The sequence below is a fragment of the Mesorhizobium amorphae genome, assembly GCF_014843845.1.
In the GTDB taxonomy this organism is placed as follows: domain Bacteria; phylum Pseudomonadota; class Alphaproteobacteria; order Rhizobiales; family Rhizobiaceae; genus Mesorhizobium; species Mesorhizobium amorphae_A.
Window position 1 is genome coordinate 223923 of the sequence record NZ_JHQS01000051.1, and the last position, 15405, is coordinate 239327.

Here is a 15405-nt window from a genome sequence, read left to right on the forward strand (position 1 = left end):
GGGGTGTTGGAAGGATCGCCGCATTGAAGAACTAAGCGCTTAAAATCCCTCGATCTTCTTACGTTGCGTTTCTTCCGGCACCCCTCATCCGTCTCGGCGCTGACGCGCCGATCCACCTTCTCCCACAAGGGGAGAAGGAAGAGCGTCCGATCAATCACTCTCCCGCGCGATCAGCTCCAGCGGCCAGACTTCGCGGATCGTCCGCGGGCCTTCCTCACCGGCGAAGGCGGGGAGCGAGGCGAGCAGCATTTCGGCCAGCCTTTGCCCCATCGGCTCCAGCGCCGGGCGGAAGGCGGTCAGCGCCGGCGAGAAATAGCGGCAGAGCGGGGTGTCGACGATGACGATCACCGCCATGTCCTTGCCGGGCCTGATGCCCATTTCGGCCAGCGCCTTGCAGCCGCCGAGTGCCATGGCGTCATTGTTGAAGATGATGGCGGTGGGCCGGTCTTTCGCGAGCATCACGCGCGGCGTCACCGAATAGCCGCCGGCCTCGTTGATGAAGCCGTCGGCGATCAGGCCGGGGTCGACCTCGATGCCGTGCCGCCGCAGCGCCTTGCGATAGCCGTCGAGGAACAGATAGCCGAAATTGAGGTCGAGGGACGGGCGGATGGCGGCGATGCGGCGGTGGCCGCGCGCAACCAGCCGGTCGACAGCGTCGGCGCCGGCCTTTTCGAAATCGAGGTCGAGCGAGGGATAGGCCGTGCCGCCGGAACGGCTGCGGCCGAGCGTGGCGAAAGGGAAACCGGCCTCGGTCAGGTAGTCGATGCGCTCGTCCTCGCGCCGCGTCCAGGCCAGCACCACCGCGTCGGCGCGGCGCGTCTCGACGACACGGCGCAGGCGCTCCTGCTGATAGTCGCCAGGCGCGCCCATCACCACGATCAGATCGAGGCCGCTTTCGGCGAGCCTGGCCTGCAGGCCGGTCAGGAACGGAATGAAGAAAGGTTCGCCATATTGCTGATCGCCCGGATGCGGCTGCAGCATGAAGGCGATCGAATGGGTCGAGCCACGGCGCAGGCTGCGGCCGGACTGGTTCGGCGAATAGTTCAGCTTCTTGGCCGCTTCGAGCACGCGCTGGCGCGTGTCGGCGTTGACGTCGGCGCGGCCGTTGAGCGCCCGCGACACGGTGCCGATCGATATGTTCAGGTGACGTGCAAGGTCGTGGATGCTGGACGCCAAAGACTTTCTCCCCCGACCTTCGCTAGCATTGGCCGGTGCCGAGGCCAAGCGACAAGACGATTTTCGCGCGCGGCCAATTGACATTCTACGCTATCGGGTGTGTCCTCGTAAACGTTTACGGAAAAACGTTTACGGCGATGCCGTGAATGCCGTGACTTCGGTCTGGAGGGACCGAACGGGAGGAGGAGCGCTGGATGATCAATGTCGTCTTGGTCGGCTGCGGTGCGATGAGCAAGCACTGGCTCGATGCCGTGAGGCAGGTCGACGGGCTCGCCATTGTCGGCCTTGTCGACCTGGATGCCGAGCGGGCGAAGGCGAGGGCGCGCGAATACGAGCTCACCAGTGCCGTCATCGGAACCAGCCTCGACGCAGTCCTCGACCAGACCAGGCCCGACGCGGTGTTCGACGTCGTGGTCCCTGCTGCCCGGCGCGACGTCGCGCTTTCCGCCTTTGCCCATAATTGCCACCTGCTGACTGAAAAGCCGCTGGCCGACAGCCCGGAGAATGCGCGCGCCATCGTTGAGGCTGCCCGTCGCGCCGGGCGTGTCCACGCCGTCGTGCAGAACCGCCGCTATGTCGCCAATGTCAGACGCATCAGGCGCTTTCTGGACTCAGGTGCCATTGGTGCCGCGACCAGCATCCATGCCGACTTCTTCGTCGCGCCGCATTTCGGCGGCTTTCGCGAGGAGATGGCGCATGTGCTGCTTTTGGACATGGCGATCCACACATTCGACGCCGCCCGCTACATGGTCGGGGGCGAGCCGGCCAGCGTCTACTGCCAGGAATGGGAGCCGGCCAGTTCCTGGTACCGGCAGGGATCGTCGGCCAATGCCGTCTTCGATCTCGGCGGTGGCAAGGTCTTTACCTATGCCGGCTCCTGGTGTGCCGCCGGCTTCCGCACCAGCTGGGAGGGCAGTTGGCGCATCGTCGCCGAGCACGGCAGCCTCACCTGGGACGGCCATGACGCGCTGACGGCGGAACTTGTGCTGCCGGTCCGCGACGGCCTGTTCGACAAAACCGAGCCGGTCGAGGTGCCGCCGCTCGACCCCGCCGACCGCGTCGACGGCCATCTCGGCATCATCCGGGATTTCATGCACGCCATCGAGGCCGGCACCGAGCCGGAAACGCGCGGTGCCGACAACATCAAGAGCCTGGCCATGGTCTTCGGCGCCATCGAAAGCGCCGAGACCGGACGCCGCGTGGCCATCTCAAAGGAAGCACAATGACGCCAAACCCGCTTCTCGACATCCGGATCGGCACCATGGTACGGGCCAATCTCGACGACCCGGCGGCCTACATCAGAGAGATACTGCCGCTCGGTTTCGAGAGCATCCAGCCCTTCTTCTGGCAAACGCTGGGCGGCAAGGATCTGCCCCGGCTGGCCGGCCAGATCCGCGAGGCGATCGGCGATGCCGACGTCACCGTGTCTTCGATCGGCGTGTTCGGCAATCCGCTGGAGAGCGGCGAAGTCGATCGCGGCGTGCTCGCGGCCTGGGAAACGGTCATCGACAATGCGCATCTGTTCGGCACTTCCACGGTCAGCGGCTTCACCGGGCGCATCCGCGGCAAGCCGCTGACCGACAGCCTGCCGCGTTTCCGCGAGGTGTGGGGGCCGCTGGCCAAGCGTGCCGCCGACAAGGGCGTGCGCATCGCCTTCGAGAACTGCGCCATGGACGGCAACTGGGCCGCCGGCGACTGGAACATCGCCCACAATCCGGATGCCTGGGAGCTGATGTTCAACGAATTGCCGGACGACAATCTCGGCCTCGAATGGGAGCCCTGCCACCAGCTCGTCTACCTGATCGATCCAATGCCGCAGATCCGCAAATGGGCGCCGCGCATCTTCCATGTCCATGGCAAGGACGCGACGGTGCGCTGGGACGTCATCCGCGAGCATGGCGTGTTTGGCCGCCTTCCGTTTGTTCAAATGCGCACGCCGGGCTTCGGCGACAGCGACTGGACGCGGGTGATCAGCGAATTGCGGCTGGCCGGATACAAAGGAGCCATCGACATCGAAGGCTGGCACGACCCGGTCTATCGCGGCGATCTGGAGATCACCGGGCAGGTCCGCGCGCTGGAATACCTCCAGCAATGCAGGGGAGGTGTCAGCTACCTGCCAAATCCAATGTGAGGATTGGCCGGCGGGAGGAGCCGGCCGGCCAGGAACTGCGGCGCCAAGCCGAAGCCATCGTCGAAAACCCCCTCGGCTTGCGAGGGACCAAAAGGGAGGAACGTGCATGAGCATCGCGATGAGAACGACACTTCTGCGCTCGAGCGTCGTGGCGGCGGCCACGGCGCTGTGCGCCGCCATCTCCACTCTGCCTGCACAGGCGCTCGACGCGCAATGGTGCAAGGATGTCCATATCCGCTTCTTCGTCGGCGGCGCCGAGGGCGACGCCTTCGGCACCATCGTCTATAATGGCGCCAAGCAGGCGGCGGCCGATCTCGGGCCGAAGGTCGACTACATCTTTTCCCAGTGGGACGTCGAGAAGATGGTGCAGCAATTGCGCGAAGCGGTCGCGGTCAAGCCCGGCGGCATCGCCATGATGGGCCATCCGGGCGACGCTTCGATCATGCCGCTGGCCGAACAGGCGCACAAGGACGGCATCAGGATGTTGTACCAGAACGTGCCGGTGCCGAAGGTGGTGGCGGCGTTCGGCGGCGGCTATGTCGGCGCGCAGCAGGAGCAGCAGGGCCGTGCGCTCGGCGCCGAGGCCTTCAAGCTCGGCGGGCTCAAGGCCGGCGACAAGGCGATCATGATCGGCCCGTTCGAGAACGAGAACCGCGGCGCGCGCGAGCGTGGCACGGTGGCGGCGCTGAAGGAAGCCGGCGTCGAGGTCATCCAGCTTTCGTCGCCGCCGAGCGGCGAGTGGGCGTCCGACCCCAATCTCGCCATCCCGGTGATCACCGCGGCGCTGCTCAACCACCCCGACGTCAAGGCGGTCGGCTATCCCGGTGGACAGATGCTCGGCAACGTTCCCACCTACATGCAGGCTGCGGGACGCAAGCCGGGCGACATCTTCAACTTCGGCTTCGACACCAGCCCGCAGATCGTCGAAGGCTTCAAGGGCGGCTGGGTGCAGCTGACGGCCGACCAGCAGCCGTTCCTGCAAGGCTATCTGCCGATCCTCAGCCTCTGCCAGCAAGTGGTGCTGGGCCTGGCGCCGATGAATGTCGACACCGGCGCCGGCTTCGTCACGCCGCAGAATTACGAGATCGTCTCCGAGCTCGCCAAGCAGGCGCTGCGCTGACCCGTAACCTCGGCATGCCGGTCGGACAGGTCCGACCGGCAGCCGGAACCAAGCGAGGACCGCCATGGCCGAACGCATCATCGAACTGCGCGACATCAGCAAATCCTACGGCCAGGTCTATGCGCTTGGCGGGGTCAATCTCAGCGTCGACCGCGGCGAGGTGGTCGGCCTGATCGGCGACAATGGCGCCGGCAAGTCGACGCTGATCAAGATACTGTCCGGCGTGGTCAAGCCGACCAGCGGCGAGATCCTCGTCCGCGGCAAGCCGGTGACCGGGTGGAGTGCGGCGCGCTCACGCGACGCCGGCATCGAGACGGTGTTCCAGGACCGGGCGCTGGCCGTGCAGCAGACCATCGTGCGCAACATCTTCATGGGTCGCGAACTGACCAGCTGGCTGGGCTGGCTTAAGGTCGGCAAGGAGATCGAGGAGGCGAGCCGGCTGATGCGCGAGATCGGCTTCACCTCGAAAGTGTTCACGCCGCATTCCATCGTCGGCCAGCTTTCGGGCGGCGAGCGCCAGGGCGTGGCGATCGCGCGCGCCATCTACAAGCAGGCGGAGCTGATCATCCTCGACGAGCCGACGACGGCGCTGTCGCTGACCGAAACCGCCAAGGTGTTTCATTTCGTGCGCCAGGTGCGGGCGAGCGGCCGCTCGATCCTGTTCATCGGCCACAACATCCATCATGTCTTCGACATTGCCGACCGCTTCGTTGTGCTTGATCGCGGCAAGGTGGCGCTGACCGCCGACCGCAGCGAGGTCAAGTCGGCCGAAGACCTGATCAACTTCATGGAAGACGTGGCACACCCAGGCGGACTGGCGGGGCTGCATGACGCCGGCGACGCGGAGAGGGCAGCACGATGAGCAAGACCATGGAACCCGATCTGCAGAGTCCTCTCGGCCTGCCGCGCGGCGAACCAGTCCGGGCGGAATGGAAACACCCGTCCGATCACTGGCTGCGCGGTTTCGTCCTCGACAACCGCGCTTCGCTCGGCACGCTCGGCGTGTTCATCGTCATGATGGCGGTGTTCATGATCGCCAACCCGACCGTGTTCACCACCTGGTACCTCTACAGTTCCGTGCTGACCACGCTGCCGGTGGCACTGTTCGTGGTTGTGCCGCTGGTCTTCGTCGTCACCTGCGGCGAGATCGACCTGTCGTTCCCGGCAACGATGGGCTTTGCCTCCTGGGTGTTCGCGCTGGTGGTGCAGGCCGGTTACGATCCGTTCCTCGGCATTGCCGCCGCAATCGTCACCGGCACGCTGCTCGGCTTCCTGGTCGGATCGCTGGTCGTCTATGGCGGGCTGTCGTCACTGATCGCCACGCTCGGCATGAATTTCCTGCTGCGCGGCCTGATCCAGATCATCAACGAGGGCAAGTCGATGGCGCTGACCGGCCTGGCCGACAGCTGGGCCTACAAGATCTTCTCCAGCCAGGTGTGGGGCATTCCGGTGCAGATCTTCTGGGCGATCGGCTTCGTCGTGCTGTCGGCGCTGCTCTACAACCGCCACCGCTTCGGCGCGCAGGTGAGGGTGGTCGGCGACAACCCCGACAGCGCCCAGCAGATGGGCATCGACGTCAAGCGGGTGCGGGTGAAAGTGTTCGTCTTCGTCGGCATTGGTGCGGCGATCGCCGGGACCTTCTCGGTGATGATCAACTTCACCTGGTGGCCGACGGCCGGTGACGGCTATCTCCTGCCTGTGCTGGCCTCGGTGTTCGTCGGCGGCACGCCGACCTGGGGCGGCATCGGCACCGTGGTCGGCGGTGCCATCGGCGCGGTCACCGTGTCCTTCATCCAGACAGGTGTCGTGGCGGCGGGCCTCAGCGGCTTCTACGTGCAGTTCTTCAACGGGCTGATCATCATCCTGTCGCTGCTCGGCCACAAGTGGAACCAGGCAAGGTATCGGTAAGGGGCTGCCTGTTCAGACAGCCGCCCGGTCAGAGGCGGCTGCTCACACCGCTGCGACGAACCCGTCCAGCACGCGTTTCTGGCCGGCCTTGTCGAAGTCGATGGTCAGCTTGTTGCCTTCGATGGCGGAAATGTTGCCGTTGCCGAACTTCTGGTGGAAGACGCGGTCGCCGACGCTGAAGGCGGACGGTGTGTCGGCGACGGATTTGGCGACCAGCTCGCCGTCTATGGTGCGGCCCTTGACCGAGGTGCGGCCGGCGCCGTAGCCGGAATCGGTTTCGCCATAGCCGATGCGCTCAACCTGATGGCCGGAGCGCGAGCCCCAGTTGCGGTCGGTGGCTTCGGTGCGGTTCGCTTGAGCGCGCTGCCAGCCGGGCGTCGCGTAGGTGTTGGAGAAGCTCCCCGTCTTTTCCTCGCCGATATTGTCGAAGCGCGAGGCGCCGTAGGGGTTCTGGCGTCCGCCCCGGCCCGAGGCGAACGAGCCGCCGCCATAGGAATTGCCGTAACCGCCATAGCTGTTGCCGCTTTCGGCGACGTCGACATGGGCTTCCGGCAGTTCCTCGAGGAAGCGTGACGGGATGGTCGATTGCCACAGGCCGTGGATGCGGCGGTTGGAGACGAACCACAGATGCAGATTCTTCTTGGCCCGGGTTAGCCCGACATAGGCCAGGCGGCGTTCTTCCTCCAGACCGGAGCGGCCGCCTTCATCCAGCGCGCGCTGATGCGGGAAAAGGCCTTCCTCCCAGCCGGGCAGAAAAACGGTCTCGAATTCGAGGCCCTTGGCCGAATGCAGCGTCATGATGTTGACGGCGTCGAGCTCGGCATTCTGCTCGGCGTCCATGACCAGCGCGACATGTTCGAGGAAGGAGCGCAGCGATTCATACTCCTCCATGGAGCGGATCAGCTCCTTCAGATTCTCCAACCGGCCCGGCGCTTCCGCCGAGCGGTCGTTCTTCCACATGTCGGTATAGCCGCTCTCTTCGAGGATGGTCTCGGCGAGTTCGGTGTGCGGCGTGGTTTCCAGCGCCTTCTGCCAGCGTTCGAAATTGGCGGCGACCTCGCGCAAGGCGGCGCGCGGCTTCGGCTTCAGTTCATCGCTCTCGGCGAGCTTGGCGGCAGCCTCCAGCATCGGGATGCGAAGCGCGCGCGCCGTGTCGTGGATCTGGCGGATGGTGGCTTCGCCGAGGCCGCGTTTGGGCACGTTGACGATGCGCTCGAAGGCGAGGTCGTCGGCGCCTTGCGCGACGACGCGGAAGAAGGCCATGGCGTCGCGGATTTCGAGGCGTTCGTAGAAGCGTGGGCCGCCGATGACGCGGTAGTTGAGGCCGAGCGTGACGAAGCGGTCCTCGAATTCGCGCATCTGGAAGGAGGCGCGGACAAGGATCGCCATGTCGTTGAGATTATGCCGATTCCCTTGCTTGTCGGGGCGCTGGTAGGCCTCGATGGTCTCGCCAACGGCGCGCGCCTCCTCCTCGGAATCCCAGGCGGCATGGACATGCACCTTGTCGTCCTCAGGCTCGTCGCGGTCGGTGAACAGCGTCTTGCCGAAGCGGCCCTCATTGTGGGCGATGAGGTGTGAGGCGGCGCCAAGGATGTGCGCGGTCGAGCGGTAGTTGCGCTCCAGCCTGATGATAGTGGCGCCGGGAAAATCCTTGTCGAAGCGCAGGATGTTGTCGACCTCGGCGCCGCGCCAGCCATAGATCGACTGGTCGTCGTCGCCGACGCAGCAGATGTTTACGGTGGCGCGGGTTTCGGCCGAAGAGCGCCCAATCTCCCCCCTTGTGGGGGAGATGTCGGCAGAGCCGACAGAGGGGGGCGCTGTCCCGCCGGCCTCTCCGCCACGAACATTGGAACCGCCGCGATCCTTCGCGCCCCCCCCCCCCCCCCCCCCCCCCCCCCCCCCCCCCCCCCGGGGGGGGGGGGGGGGGGGGGGGGGGGGGGGGGGGGGGGGGGGGGGGGGGGGGGGGGGGGGGGGGGGGGGGGGGGGGGGGGGGGGGGGGGGGGGGGGGGGGGGGGGGGGGGGGGGGGGGGGGGGGGGGGGGGGGGGGGGGGGGGGGGGGGGGGGGGGGGGGGGGGGGGGGGGGGGGGGGGGGGGGGGGGGGGGGGGGGGGGGGGGGGGGGGGGGGGGGGGGGGGGGGGGGGGGGGGGGGGGGGGGGGGGGGGGGGGGGGGGGGGGGGGGGGGGCCGCTGTCCCGCCGGCCTCTCCGCCACGAACATTGGAACCGCCGCGATCCTTCGCGCCCCCCTCTGTCCTGCCGGACATCTCCCCCACGTGGGGGGAGATCGGCTTGCCGCCGGCGTTCGCGCTTTTGCCCACACCTTCGGGCCGTTGCGCCAGCAGCCGCAGCCACATGTACTGCGCGGTGTTGGTGTCCTGGTACTCGTCGACGAGGATGTATTTGAAGCGCTTGTGGTATTCCTTCAGCACATCCGGATAGGCGCGGAAGATGCGGATCGGGTGGCAGAGCAGATCGCCGAAGTCGCAGGCGTTCAGCGTCTGCAGCCGCTCCTGATAGGCTTTGTAGAGTTCGCGGCCCTTGCCGTTGGCGAAGCTGCGCGCGTCGCCCTCAGGGATGTCGGCGGGGCCTAAGCCCTTGTTCTTCCAGCCGTCGATCATCTGGGCGAACTGCTTGGCCGGCCAGCGCTTGTCGTCCAGCCCTTCGGCCTGGATGATCTGCTTGATCAGGCGCACGACATCGTCGGTGTCGAGGATGGTGAAATCGGATTTGAGCCCGGCAAGCTCGGCATGGCGGCGCAGCAGTTTGACGCCGATCGAGTGGAAGGTGCCGAGCCAGGGCATGCCTTCGACATTGCCTTCGCCGATCAGGATGCCGATGCGCTGCTTCATCTCGCGCGCGGCCTTGTTGGTGAAGGTGACGGCAAGGATCTGCGAGGGGAAGGCTTTGCCGGTGGCTAGGATGTGGGCGATGCGGGTGGTGAGCACGCGGGTCTTGCCGGTGCCGGCGCCGGCCAGCACCAGGACCGGGCCTTCGGTGGTTTCCACCGCCAGCCGCTGCTCGTGGTTCAACCCTTTCAGATAGTCGGGTGCGTTGTTGTGGCCGCTGCGGGCGGCCATGGCGCGCGCGGCGATGCCGGACGGGGCCGTGGGCCGCGCATTCGGTTCGTCAAAAAAGGGCATGTCTTCCGAAAAGCCGGACATCGCCCCCGAATGTAGTGATTCGGCAGCGAAAGGCCAGAAGTGTCTCCGTTTTGTTCTCGTTTGTCAGCGCATTTGCCGGGCGCCGTGCGAATATTGTCGCCAAGGCGCCCGACAATGCGTTCAAAAGCCCGTCCGTCAGCCCTTACCGGGCGGCCGCCCGCATCCGCTCGCCGATCTTGTCCGCCACATAGCCGGCATCGCGTGCCGCACCATGGATCATGGTGGACGAGGTCGAATGCTGGAAATGCAGGCCGCAGACATAGAGGCCGGGCTCGCCCTCCACCGCGCCGCGATACTGCTTCACCCGGCCGCTGTCATCGAAGATCGGCAGCTTGATCCAATCCAGCCCGGCCCGGAAACCGGTGCACCAGATGACGTTCGAAACGTCGAGGAGCTGGCCGTCGTCGAACAGCGGCTTGCCGTCCCGGGCGCCGACAACGCGGGAGACCCGGCGGACGCCGGCGGCATCCAGATCTTGCGGCTTGACCCGGATCAGCGGCAGGCCATGCGACAGCTGCTGCGGCTTGGCCTTTCGGCCCATCGGTGTGTCGACCGTGAGCAGCCGATGGAAGACGATGCGGAGGACGACCGGCAACACCAGACGCATGGCGAAATAGCCATTGTAGGCGACGGGGATGTGGCCGGGATGCCGGCCAGCCAGCCAGACCTGATGCGTAGCCGCGAGATCCATAGCGATTTCCGCACCGGAATTGCTGGCACCAACCAGCAGCACGCTGCCCGGATTGAGCTGCCCAGGGTTCTTGTAGACGCCCGAGTGAAATTGCCGGATCGACGGATCGAGCGACGCCGCGAAATCCGGGATCTTCGGCTTCTGATAGCTAGATGCGGCGGCCACGACATGCCCGGCGACGTACCGGGCCTGGCCGGCAGTGACGATGTAGCGGTCGCCGGAACGGGTCACCTCGTCGACCTTGACGCCGGTGCGCACCGGCAGGGAAAACTTCTTCGCATAGGCTTCCAGATAGTCGGCCATGTCGTCCTTGGTCGGGAAGGAATAGCGGTCAGCGGGGAAGGGCATGCCGATCAGCGCGTCAAAGCGCGCCGGCGTGAACAGGCGCAGCGAATCCCAGCGCGAGCGCCAGTTGTCGCCGACGCGCTCGCGTGCCTCCAGGATGACGAACTTCACGCCCTTGCGGGCAAGGTGATAGCCGACGGACAGGCCATTCTGGCCGGCGCCGATGACGACGACGTCGACATGCTCTTCCCTGAGCGCGGGATGCCTTTCGTCGCCTGATGGCGCCTGGCTGCCCGGCGCCTGCAGCGTGCCAGCCTCCAGTTGCATGAACGCTGCTCCCGGTTCCAGCAAGGAACCGGCGCGCACCCTGGTCTCGGTGATGCCGACGCGGCCGTGCGGTTTCAGTGCGGGGCTTGAGGTCGGACGAGGTGTCGAAATCTGGTTCATGATCGCTCCATGCGGTTTTCGTCAGCCATGGAGCGAAAATAGCGATCCAGCGCGGCGGCGCTTCGGGGAGACACCCCACGACGGAAAAAAGCGGCATGGGGATTTTCCCCCATGCCCCGCACGCGATCTCGGATCGTCGTGCACGCGATCTTTCGGATGTCAGAGCAGGCCGTTCTGGAAGGCATAGGCAGTCGCGGCGGCGCGCGAGTTGACCGCCAGCTTGTCGAAGATGTTGCTGAGATGCCGGTCGACGGTCTTTTCGCTGAGACCGAGGTCGCTCGCGATCAGCCTGTTGGTCTTGCCGGTGGCGACAAGACCAAGGACTTCGATCTCGCGCCGCGTCAGGCCATGCGAAGGTGAAGTTGTCGGTTGGATCAGCAGATCGACGCGGGCGAGGTCGGGTGCGGCGCCGAGCGCGGTGAAGACCGACCGGGCAGCCTCGAATTCCAGTTCGGCGCCGTCCTCGTCGCCAAGCATGCGGCAGGCCTGACCGGCCAGCACGCGAAGCCGGGCTTCCAGATAGGGAGCGCCGGCGCGCTGCCAGGTCGTCAGTGCGGCGCGGAAATGGCCAAGCGCTGCCGCGGAATCACCTCCAGCCATCTCGATCTGGCCTTTCGCCTGCGCGGCCATTGCGGCCAGGATGTCGGTGGCGAAGCGGCCGGCGATCATCTCCAACTCTTCGCAGGCTTCATGCGCTTCGTCGGCAGCGCCCGCGGCCATCGTGATCTCGACCAGCGCCGGCAGCAGCCGGGCACGGCCGAGCGGCGCCTTGGTGCTGGCAAGCACGCGGCGAATGGTTGCCGCTGCCTGCTCGGCCCGGCCCTGGATGAGGCGCAGCAGCGCCATGCCGGGCTGCGGCTCGAGCCCGAGCCGGCTGGCGGCACGATAAAGATCCTCGGCGGCGGCGAACTCGCCGCGCAGCCGATGGATTTCGGCCTCCTGGTAAGCCGCGCCAGCTGCCGCTTCGTTGCCGCTGGAATGGGCAAGAAGGCGCGTGGCACGCCGCGCCTCGGCAATCGAATCCTGCCAGGCGCCGTTCAACTCCATAATCTCGGCACGGTGCAGCAGACAGACGCCGTTGAACTGAACCAGCTGCGGCTGGGCTCCGCACCAGTTCGAGAGCGCCTCGGTCCATTCGCGCGAGCGATCGAACGCATAGACTTGCCGGCATGCGGCGATCAGGTTGCAGTAGACGAGGCCGGTGACAATGGGTGACAGCTTGCCGTCGGCAGCCGGCAGCATGGCTTCGTCGAGCGAGGCGATGCCTTCCTCGACCCGGCCCTGCCGCACCAGCGCGCGGCCGAGATAGCATCTGGCGAAGGCGATCAGGTCGATGTCGCTGCAGCGTTCGCCGATCGCCAGCGCCTGTCTTGCCAGCGCCTCCGACGCCGGGTCGTTGCCCGTCATGAGTTCCTTTTGTGCCGACAGCAACAACAGATAGCCATGCGCCGCGCACTCGCGGCCAAAGCCATCCGCCAGGCGCTGCGCCTGCTGGATAATGGCAGTTGCGTGGCCTTCCTCGCCCAACGTCAGAAGCCGGAAGCCACGGAAGAACGCCCAATACGCCGCCTGGTCGTCACGGCCGGCTTCGATATGCATGTTGAAGAGACGCTCGCCGGCGGCGAAGATGTCCTGATCGCGGTCCAGCATGCCGGCCGTCCAGAGCAGCCGTTCGAGGTCTTCCGCGCCGAGAGACGTGATCTCGTCGGTCGCCCGCAGCAGCTCGAATGCGTCCGCCCATGCCCGCTGTCCATAGGCGTGGCGGGCCCGTTCGAGCAACGAGGCGGCATCGGCTTTCATAGGCAAAGCATAGCATCGCCCGATAACGGGCAGAAGAATGGCAACCGGCATCCCGGTCATTTCAACGTGAGCAGCAACAGGACCGAAGCACATGCCAGAACGATGCCCGCACTATCAAAGCATACTGTCCTGCTAATTTGACACCTCGCGCGAGCGGGCGGAAAACTGCGGCGGCGAGATGAAACAGAATCGAAAGCGGGCTGCGTTTCCATTTCGTGACGGCGGTTTTCGGCCGCTCGCCTGCTGCGCCTGAAGGAGTGTCGTTATGGCAACCGTCCTCACCGCCGTGGTCCTTGCTCTCATCGGTCTGGTTCTCGGCGGCGGCGGCATCTGGTTGGCGTCGCTCGGCGGCAGCTGGTACTACGTCATCACCGGCCTCGGCTTCCTGATCACCGCCTGGCTGCTTTACAGGCGCAAATCCATCGCGCTTTGGCTCTACGCTGCGATCGTCATCGGCACGCTGTGCTGGGCGGTCTGGGAGATCGGCTTCGACTGGTGGGAGCTCGGGCCGCGCGGCGGCGTCATCGTGCTTCTGGCGCTGTGGCTGCTGACGCCGTGGGCGAGGCGGGGGCTCGCCGGCCCCGACGGGCGGGCGCCGCTCATCCTCGCGGTGCTGGCCTCGCTTGCGGTGGCCGGTTACTCGATGACCGCCGATCCCAAGGACATCGCCGGTCAACTCAGCGCCGACAAGGTGACGCCGACGGCCGACCTCGGCGGCAATGTGCCCGAAGGCGAATGGCACTTTTACGGCCGCACGCAATATGGCCAGCGCTACTCGCCGCTCGACCAGATCACCACCGACAACGTCGCCAATCTGCAGCCGGCCTGGACTTACCGCACCGGCGACATAAAGGGGCCCGACGATGTCGGCGAAACCACCTATCAGGTGACACCGCTGAAAATCGGCGATGCGCTCTACATCTGCACGCCGCACAACTTCGCCATCGCCATCGATGCCGCGACCGGCAAGGAGACATGGCGCTACGATCCCAAGATCAAACTGGACAAGGACCGCCAGCACCAGACCTGCCGCGGCGTGTCCTACTATGCCGACGCCAAGATCGCCGCCGGCCAGCCCTGTGCGGCGCGCGTCTATCTGCCGACCTCCGACGCGCGGCTGATCGCCCTCGACGCCGCCAACGGTCAGATCTGCCCGTCCTTTGCCGAAGGCGGGACGCTGAACCTGCTGACCGGGATGCCCTATCCGAAGTCGGGCTATTACTACTCGACCTCGGCGCCGCTGATATCAGGCGGCAAGATCATCGTCGGCGGTGCGGTCAACGACAATTATTCGACCGAGGAACCATCCGGCGTCATCCGCGCCTTCGATGTCGACAGCGGCGCCTTGCTGTGGAACTGGGATTCCGGCAATCCCGACCAGACGACGCCGTTGCCGGCCGGCCAGACCTACGCCAACAACTCGCCCAACATGTGGTCGACGCCGAGTGCCGACGAGAAGCTCGGCCTGCTCTATGTGCCGCTCGGCAACCAGACGCCGGATCAGCTCGGCATGGGCCGCAGCGCCAATGTCGAGAAATTCTCCTCCTCGATCACCGCGCTCGACCTCAACACCGGGCAATTGCGCTGGGTGCGGCAGACCGTGCATCACGATCTGTGGGACATGGATGTTCCGGCACAGCCGACGCTGGTCGACATCACCACGCCTGGCGGCGTCGTGCCGGCGCTGGTCGTGCCGACCAAGCAGGGTGACCTCTATGTGCTCGACCGGCGCAGCGGCGAGCCGATCGTTCCGGTGAAGGAAGTGCCGGCGCCGGGCGGCGCGATCGAGGGCGACCACACATCACCGACGCAGCCGGAATCGGATCTCTCCTTCAATCCGAAGCCGCTGACCGGCGCCGACATGTGGGGTATCACCATGTTCGACCAGCTGGCGTGCCGCATCGAATTGCAGGGCCTGCGCTATGAAGGCCGCTATACGCCGCCGTCCGTGCAGGGCTCGCTGATCTATCCCGGCAATTTCGGCACCTTCAACTGGGGTGGCGTCGCCGTCGATCCGGTACGGCAGGTGATGTTCGGCATGCCGACCTATCTGGCGTTCAAGTCGCAGCTCATCTCGCGCGACCAGGTGCCGCCGCCGGATGAAGGGCGCGGCAGCGAGCAAGGGCTCAACCGCAACGAGGGCGCGCCCTATGCGGTGGTGATGGGACCGTTCCTGTCGCCGCTCGGCATCCCCTGCCAGGCGCCGCCCTGGGGTTATGTGGCTGGCGTCGACCTCAGGACCGGCAAGATCGCCTACAAACACCGCAACGGCACCGTCTACGACATGACGCCGCTGCCCTTGCCGTTGAAAGTCGGCGTGCCCGGCATTGGCGGGCCGATGATCACCGCCGGCGGTGTCGCCTTCCTTGGGGCGGCGGTCGACGACTATCTGCGCGCCTATGATCTGACATCAGGCAAGCAGCTCTGGAAAGCCAGGCTGCCGGCCGGCGGCCAGTCGACGCCGATGACCTATACGGTCGCCGACGGGCGCCAGTTCGTGGTCATCGTTGCCGGCGGCCACGGCTCGGTCGGCACCAAGCCGGGCGATTATGTAATGGCCTACACGCTGCCGAAATAGATGCTCGGACCGTGCTCAGGCGACGGCCTGGGCAGGCAGGGCCGGCAACATCCCGATGGCCACGGCGACGTCGTCGCGATGCGCGTCTCGGCGAATGGTTTCCAGAAAGT

The 15405-nt window shown here is 66.2% G+C and carries 9 protein-coding genes and 2 pseudogenes; 6 read left to right on the forward strand and 5 right to left on the reverse strand.

Going from position 1 to position 15405, the window contains the following annotated elements; all coding sequences use genetic code 11:
• Positions 1-150 precede the first annotated feature (150 nt).
• A complete protein-coding gene (locus DH08_RS19445; RefSeq protein WP_192180868.1) occupies positions 151-1176 on the reverse strand; it encodes a LacI family DNA-binding transcriptional regulator in 1026 nt (341 codons plus the stop codon).
• Between the two features lie 194 nt (positions 1177-1370).
• Between DH08_RS19445 and DH08_RS19450 the strand changes: the two genes are divergently transcribed.
• The 5 genes from DH08_RS19450 to DH08_RS19470 all read left to right on the forward strand — a co-directional run bounded on the left by DH08_RS19450 (position 1371) and on the right by DH08_RS19470 (position 6335).
• Positions 1371-2402 (forward strand): Gfo/Idh/MocA family protein, encoded by a 1032-nt coding sequence (locus DH08_RS19450; RefSeq protein ID WP_192180869.1) that lies wholly within the window; start codon positions 1371-1373, stop codon positions 2400-2402.
• Positions 2399-3307, forward strand: a complete 909-nt coding sequence (locus DH08_RS19455) for a sugar phosphate isomerase/epimerase family protein (protein ID WP_192180870.1) — start codon at positions 2399-2401, stop codon at positions 3305-3307. Before DH08_RS19450 ends, DH08_RS19455 begins: the two co-directional genes overlap by 4 nt.
• 106 nt (positions 3308-3413) lie before the next feature.
• Positions 3414-4427, forward strand: coding sequence for a substrate-binding domain-containing protein (locus DH08_RS19460; protein WP_192180871.1), 1014 nt, complete (start codon positions 3414-3416; stop codon positions 4425-4427).
• A 64-nt stretch (positions 4428-4491) separates the two neighbouring features.
• Complete coding sequence (locus DH08_RS19465) at positions 4492-5289, forward strand: ATP-binding cassette domain-containing protein (protein ID WP_192180872.1); 798 nt, start codon at positions 4492-4494, stop codon at positions 5287-5289.
• Complete coding sequence (locus DH08_RS19470) at positions 5286-6335, forward strand: ABC transporter permease (protein WP_192180873.1); 1050 nt, start codon at positions 5286-5288, stop codon at positions 6333-6335. The genes DH08_RS19465 and DH08_RS19470 overlap by 4 nt, the downstream gene beginning before the upstream one ends.
• 42 nt (positions 6336-6377) lie before the next feature.
• On the opposite strand, the pseudogene DH08_RS19475 reads toward DH08_RS19470, so the two are convergent.
• The 4 genes and pseudogenes from DH08_RS19475 to DH08_RS19495 form a co-directional block, all read right to left on the reverse strand.
• Positions 6378-8156, reverse strand: a pseudogene (locus tag DH08_RS19475) (ATP-dependent helicase); the annotation flags it as partial.
• 453 nt (positions 8157-8609) lie between these two features.
• Positions 8610-9494: pseudogene (locus DH08_RS19485) on the reverse strand (ATP-dependent helicase); the annotation flags it as partial.
• Between the two features lie 142 nt (positions 9495-9636).
• Complete coding sequence (locus DH08_RS19490; RefSeq protein ID WP_246800930.1) at positions 9637-10917, reverse strand: flavin-containing monooxygenase; 1281 nt, start codon at positions 10915-10917, stop codon at positions 9637-9639.
• 159 nt (positions 10918-11076) lie between these two features.
• Entirely contained in the window at positions 11077-12717 is a 1641-nt protein-coding gene (locus DH08_RS19495; RefSeq protein WP_192180874.1) for a response regulator transcription factor, read from the reverse strand.
• 265 nt (positions 12718-12982) lie between these two features.
• Between DH08_RS19495 and DH08_RS19500 the strand changes: the two genes are divergently transcribed.
• A complete protein-coding gene (locus DH08_RS19500; RefSeq protein ID WP_192180875.1) occupies positions 12983-15295 on the forward strand; it encodes a glucose/quinate/shikimate family membrane-bound PQQ-dependent dehydrogenase in 2313 nt (770 codons plus the stop codon).
• The last annotated feature ends 110 nt before the right edge of the window (positions 15296-15405 follow it).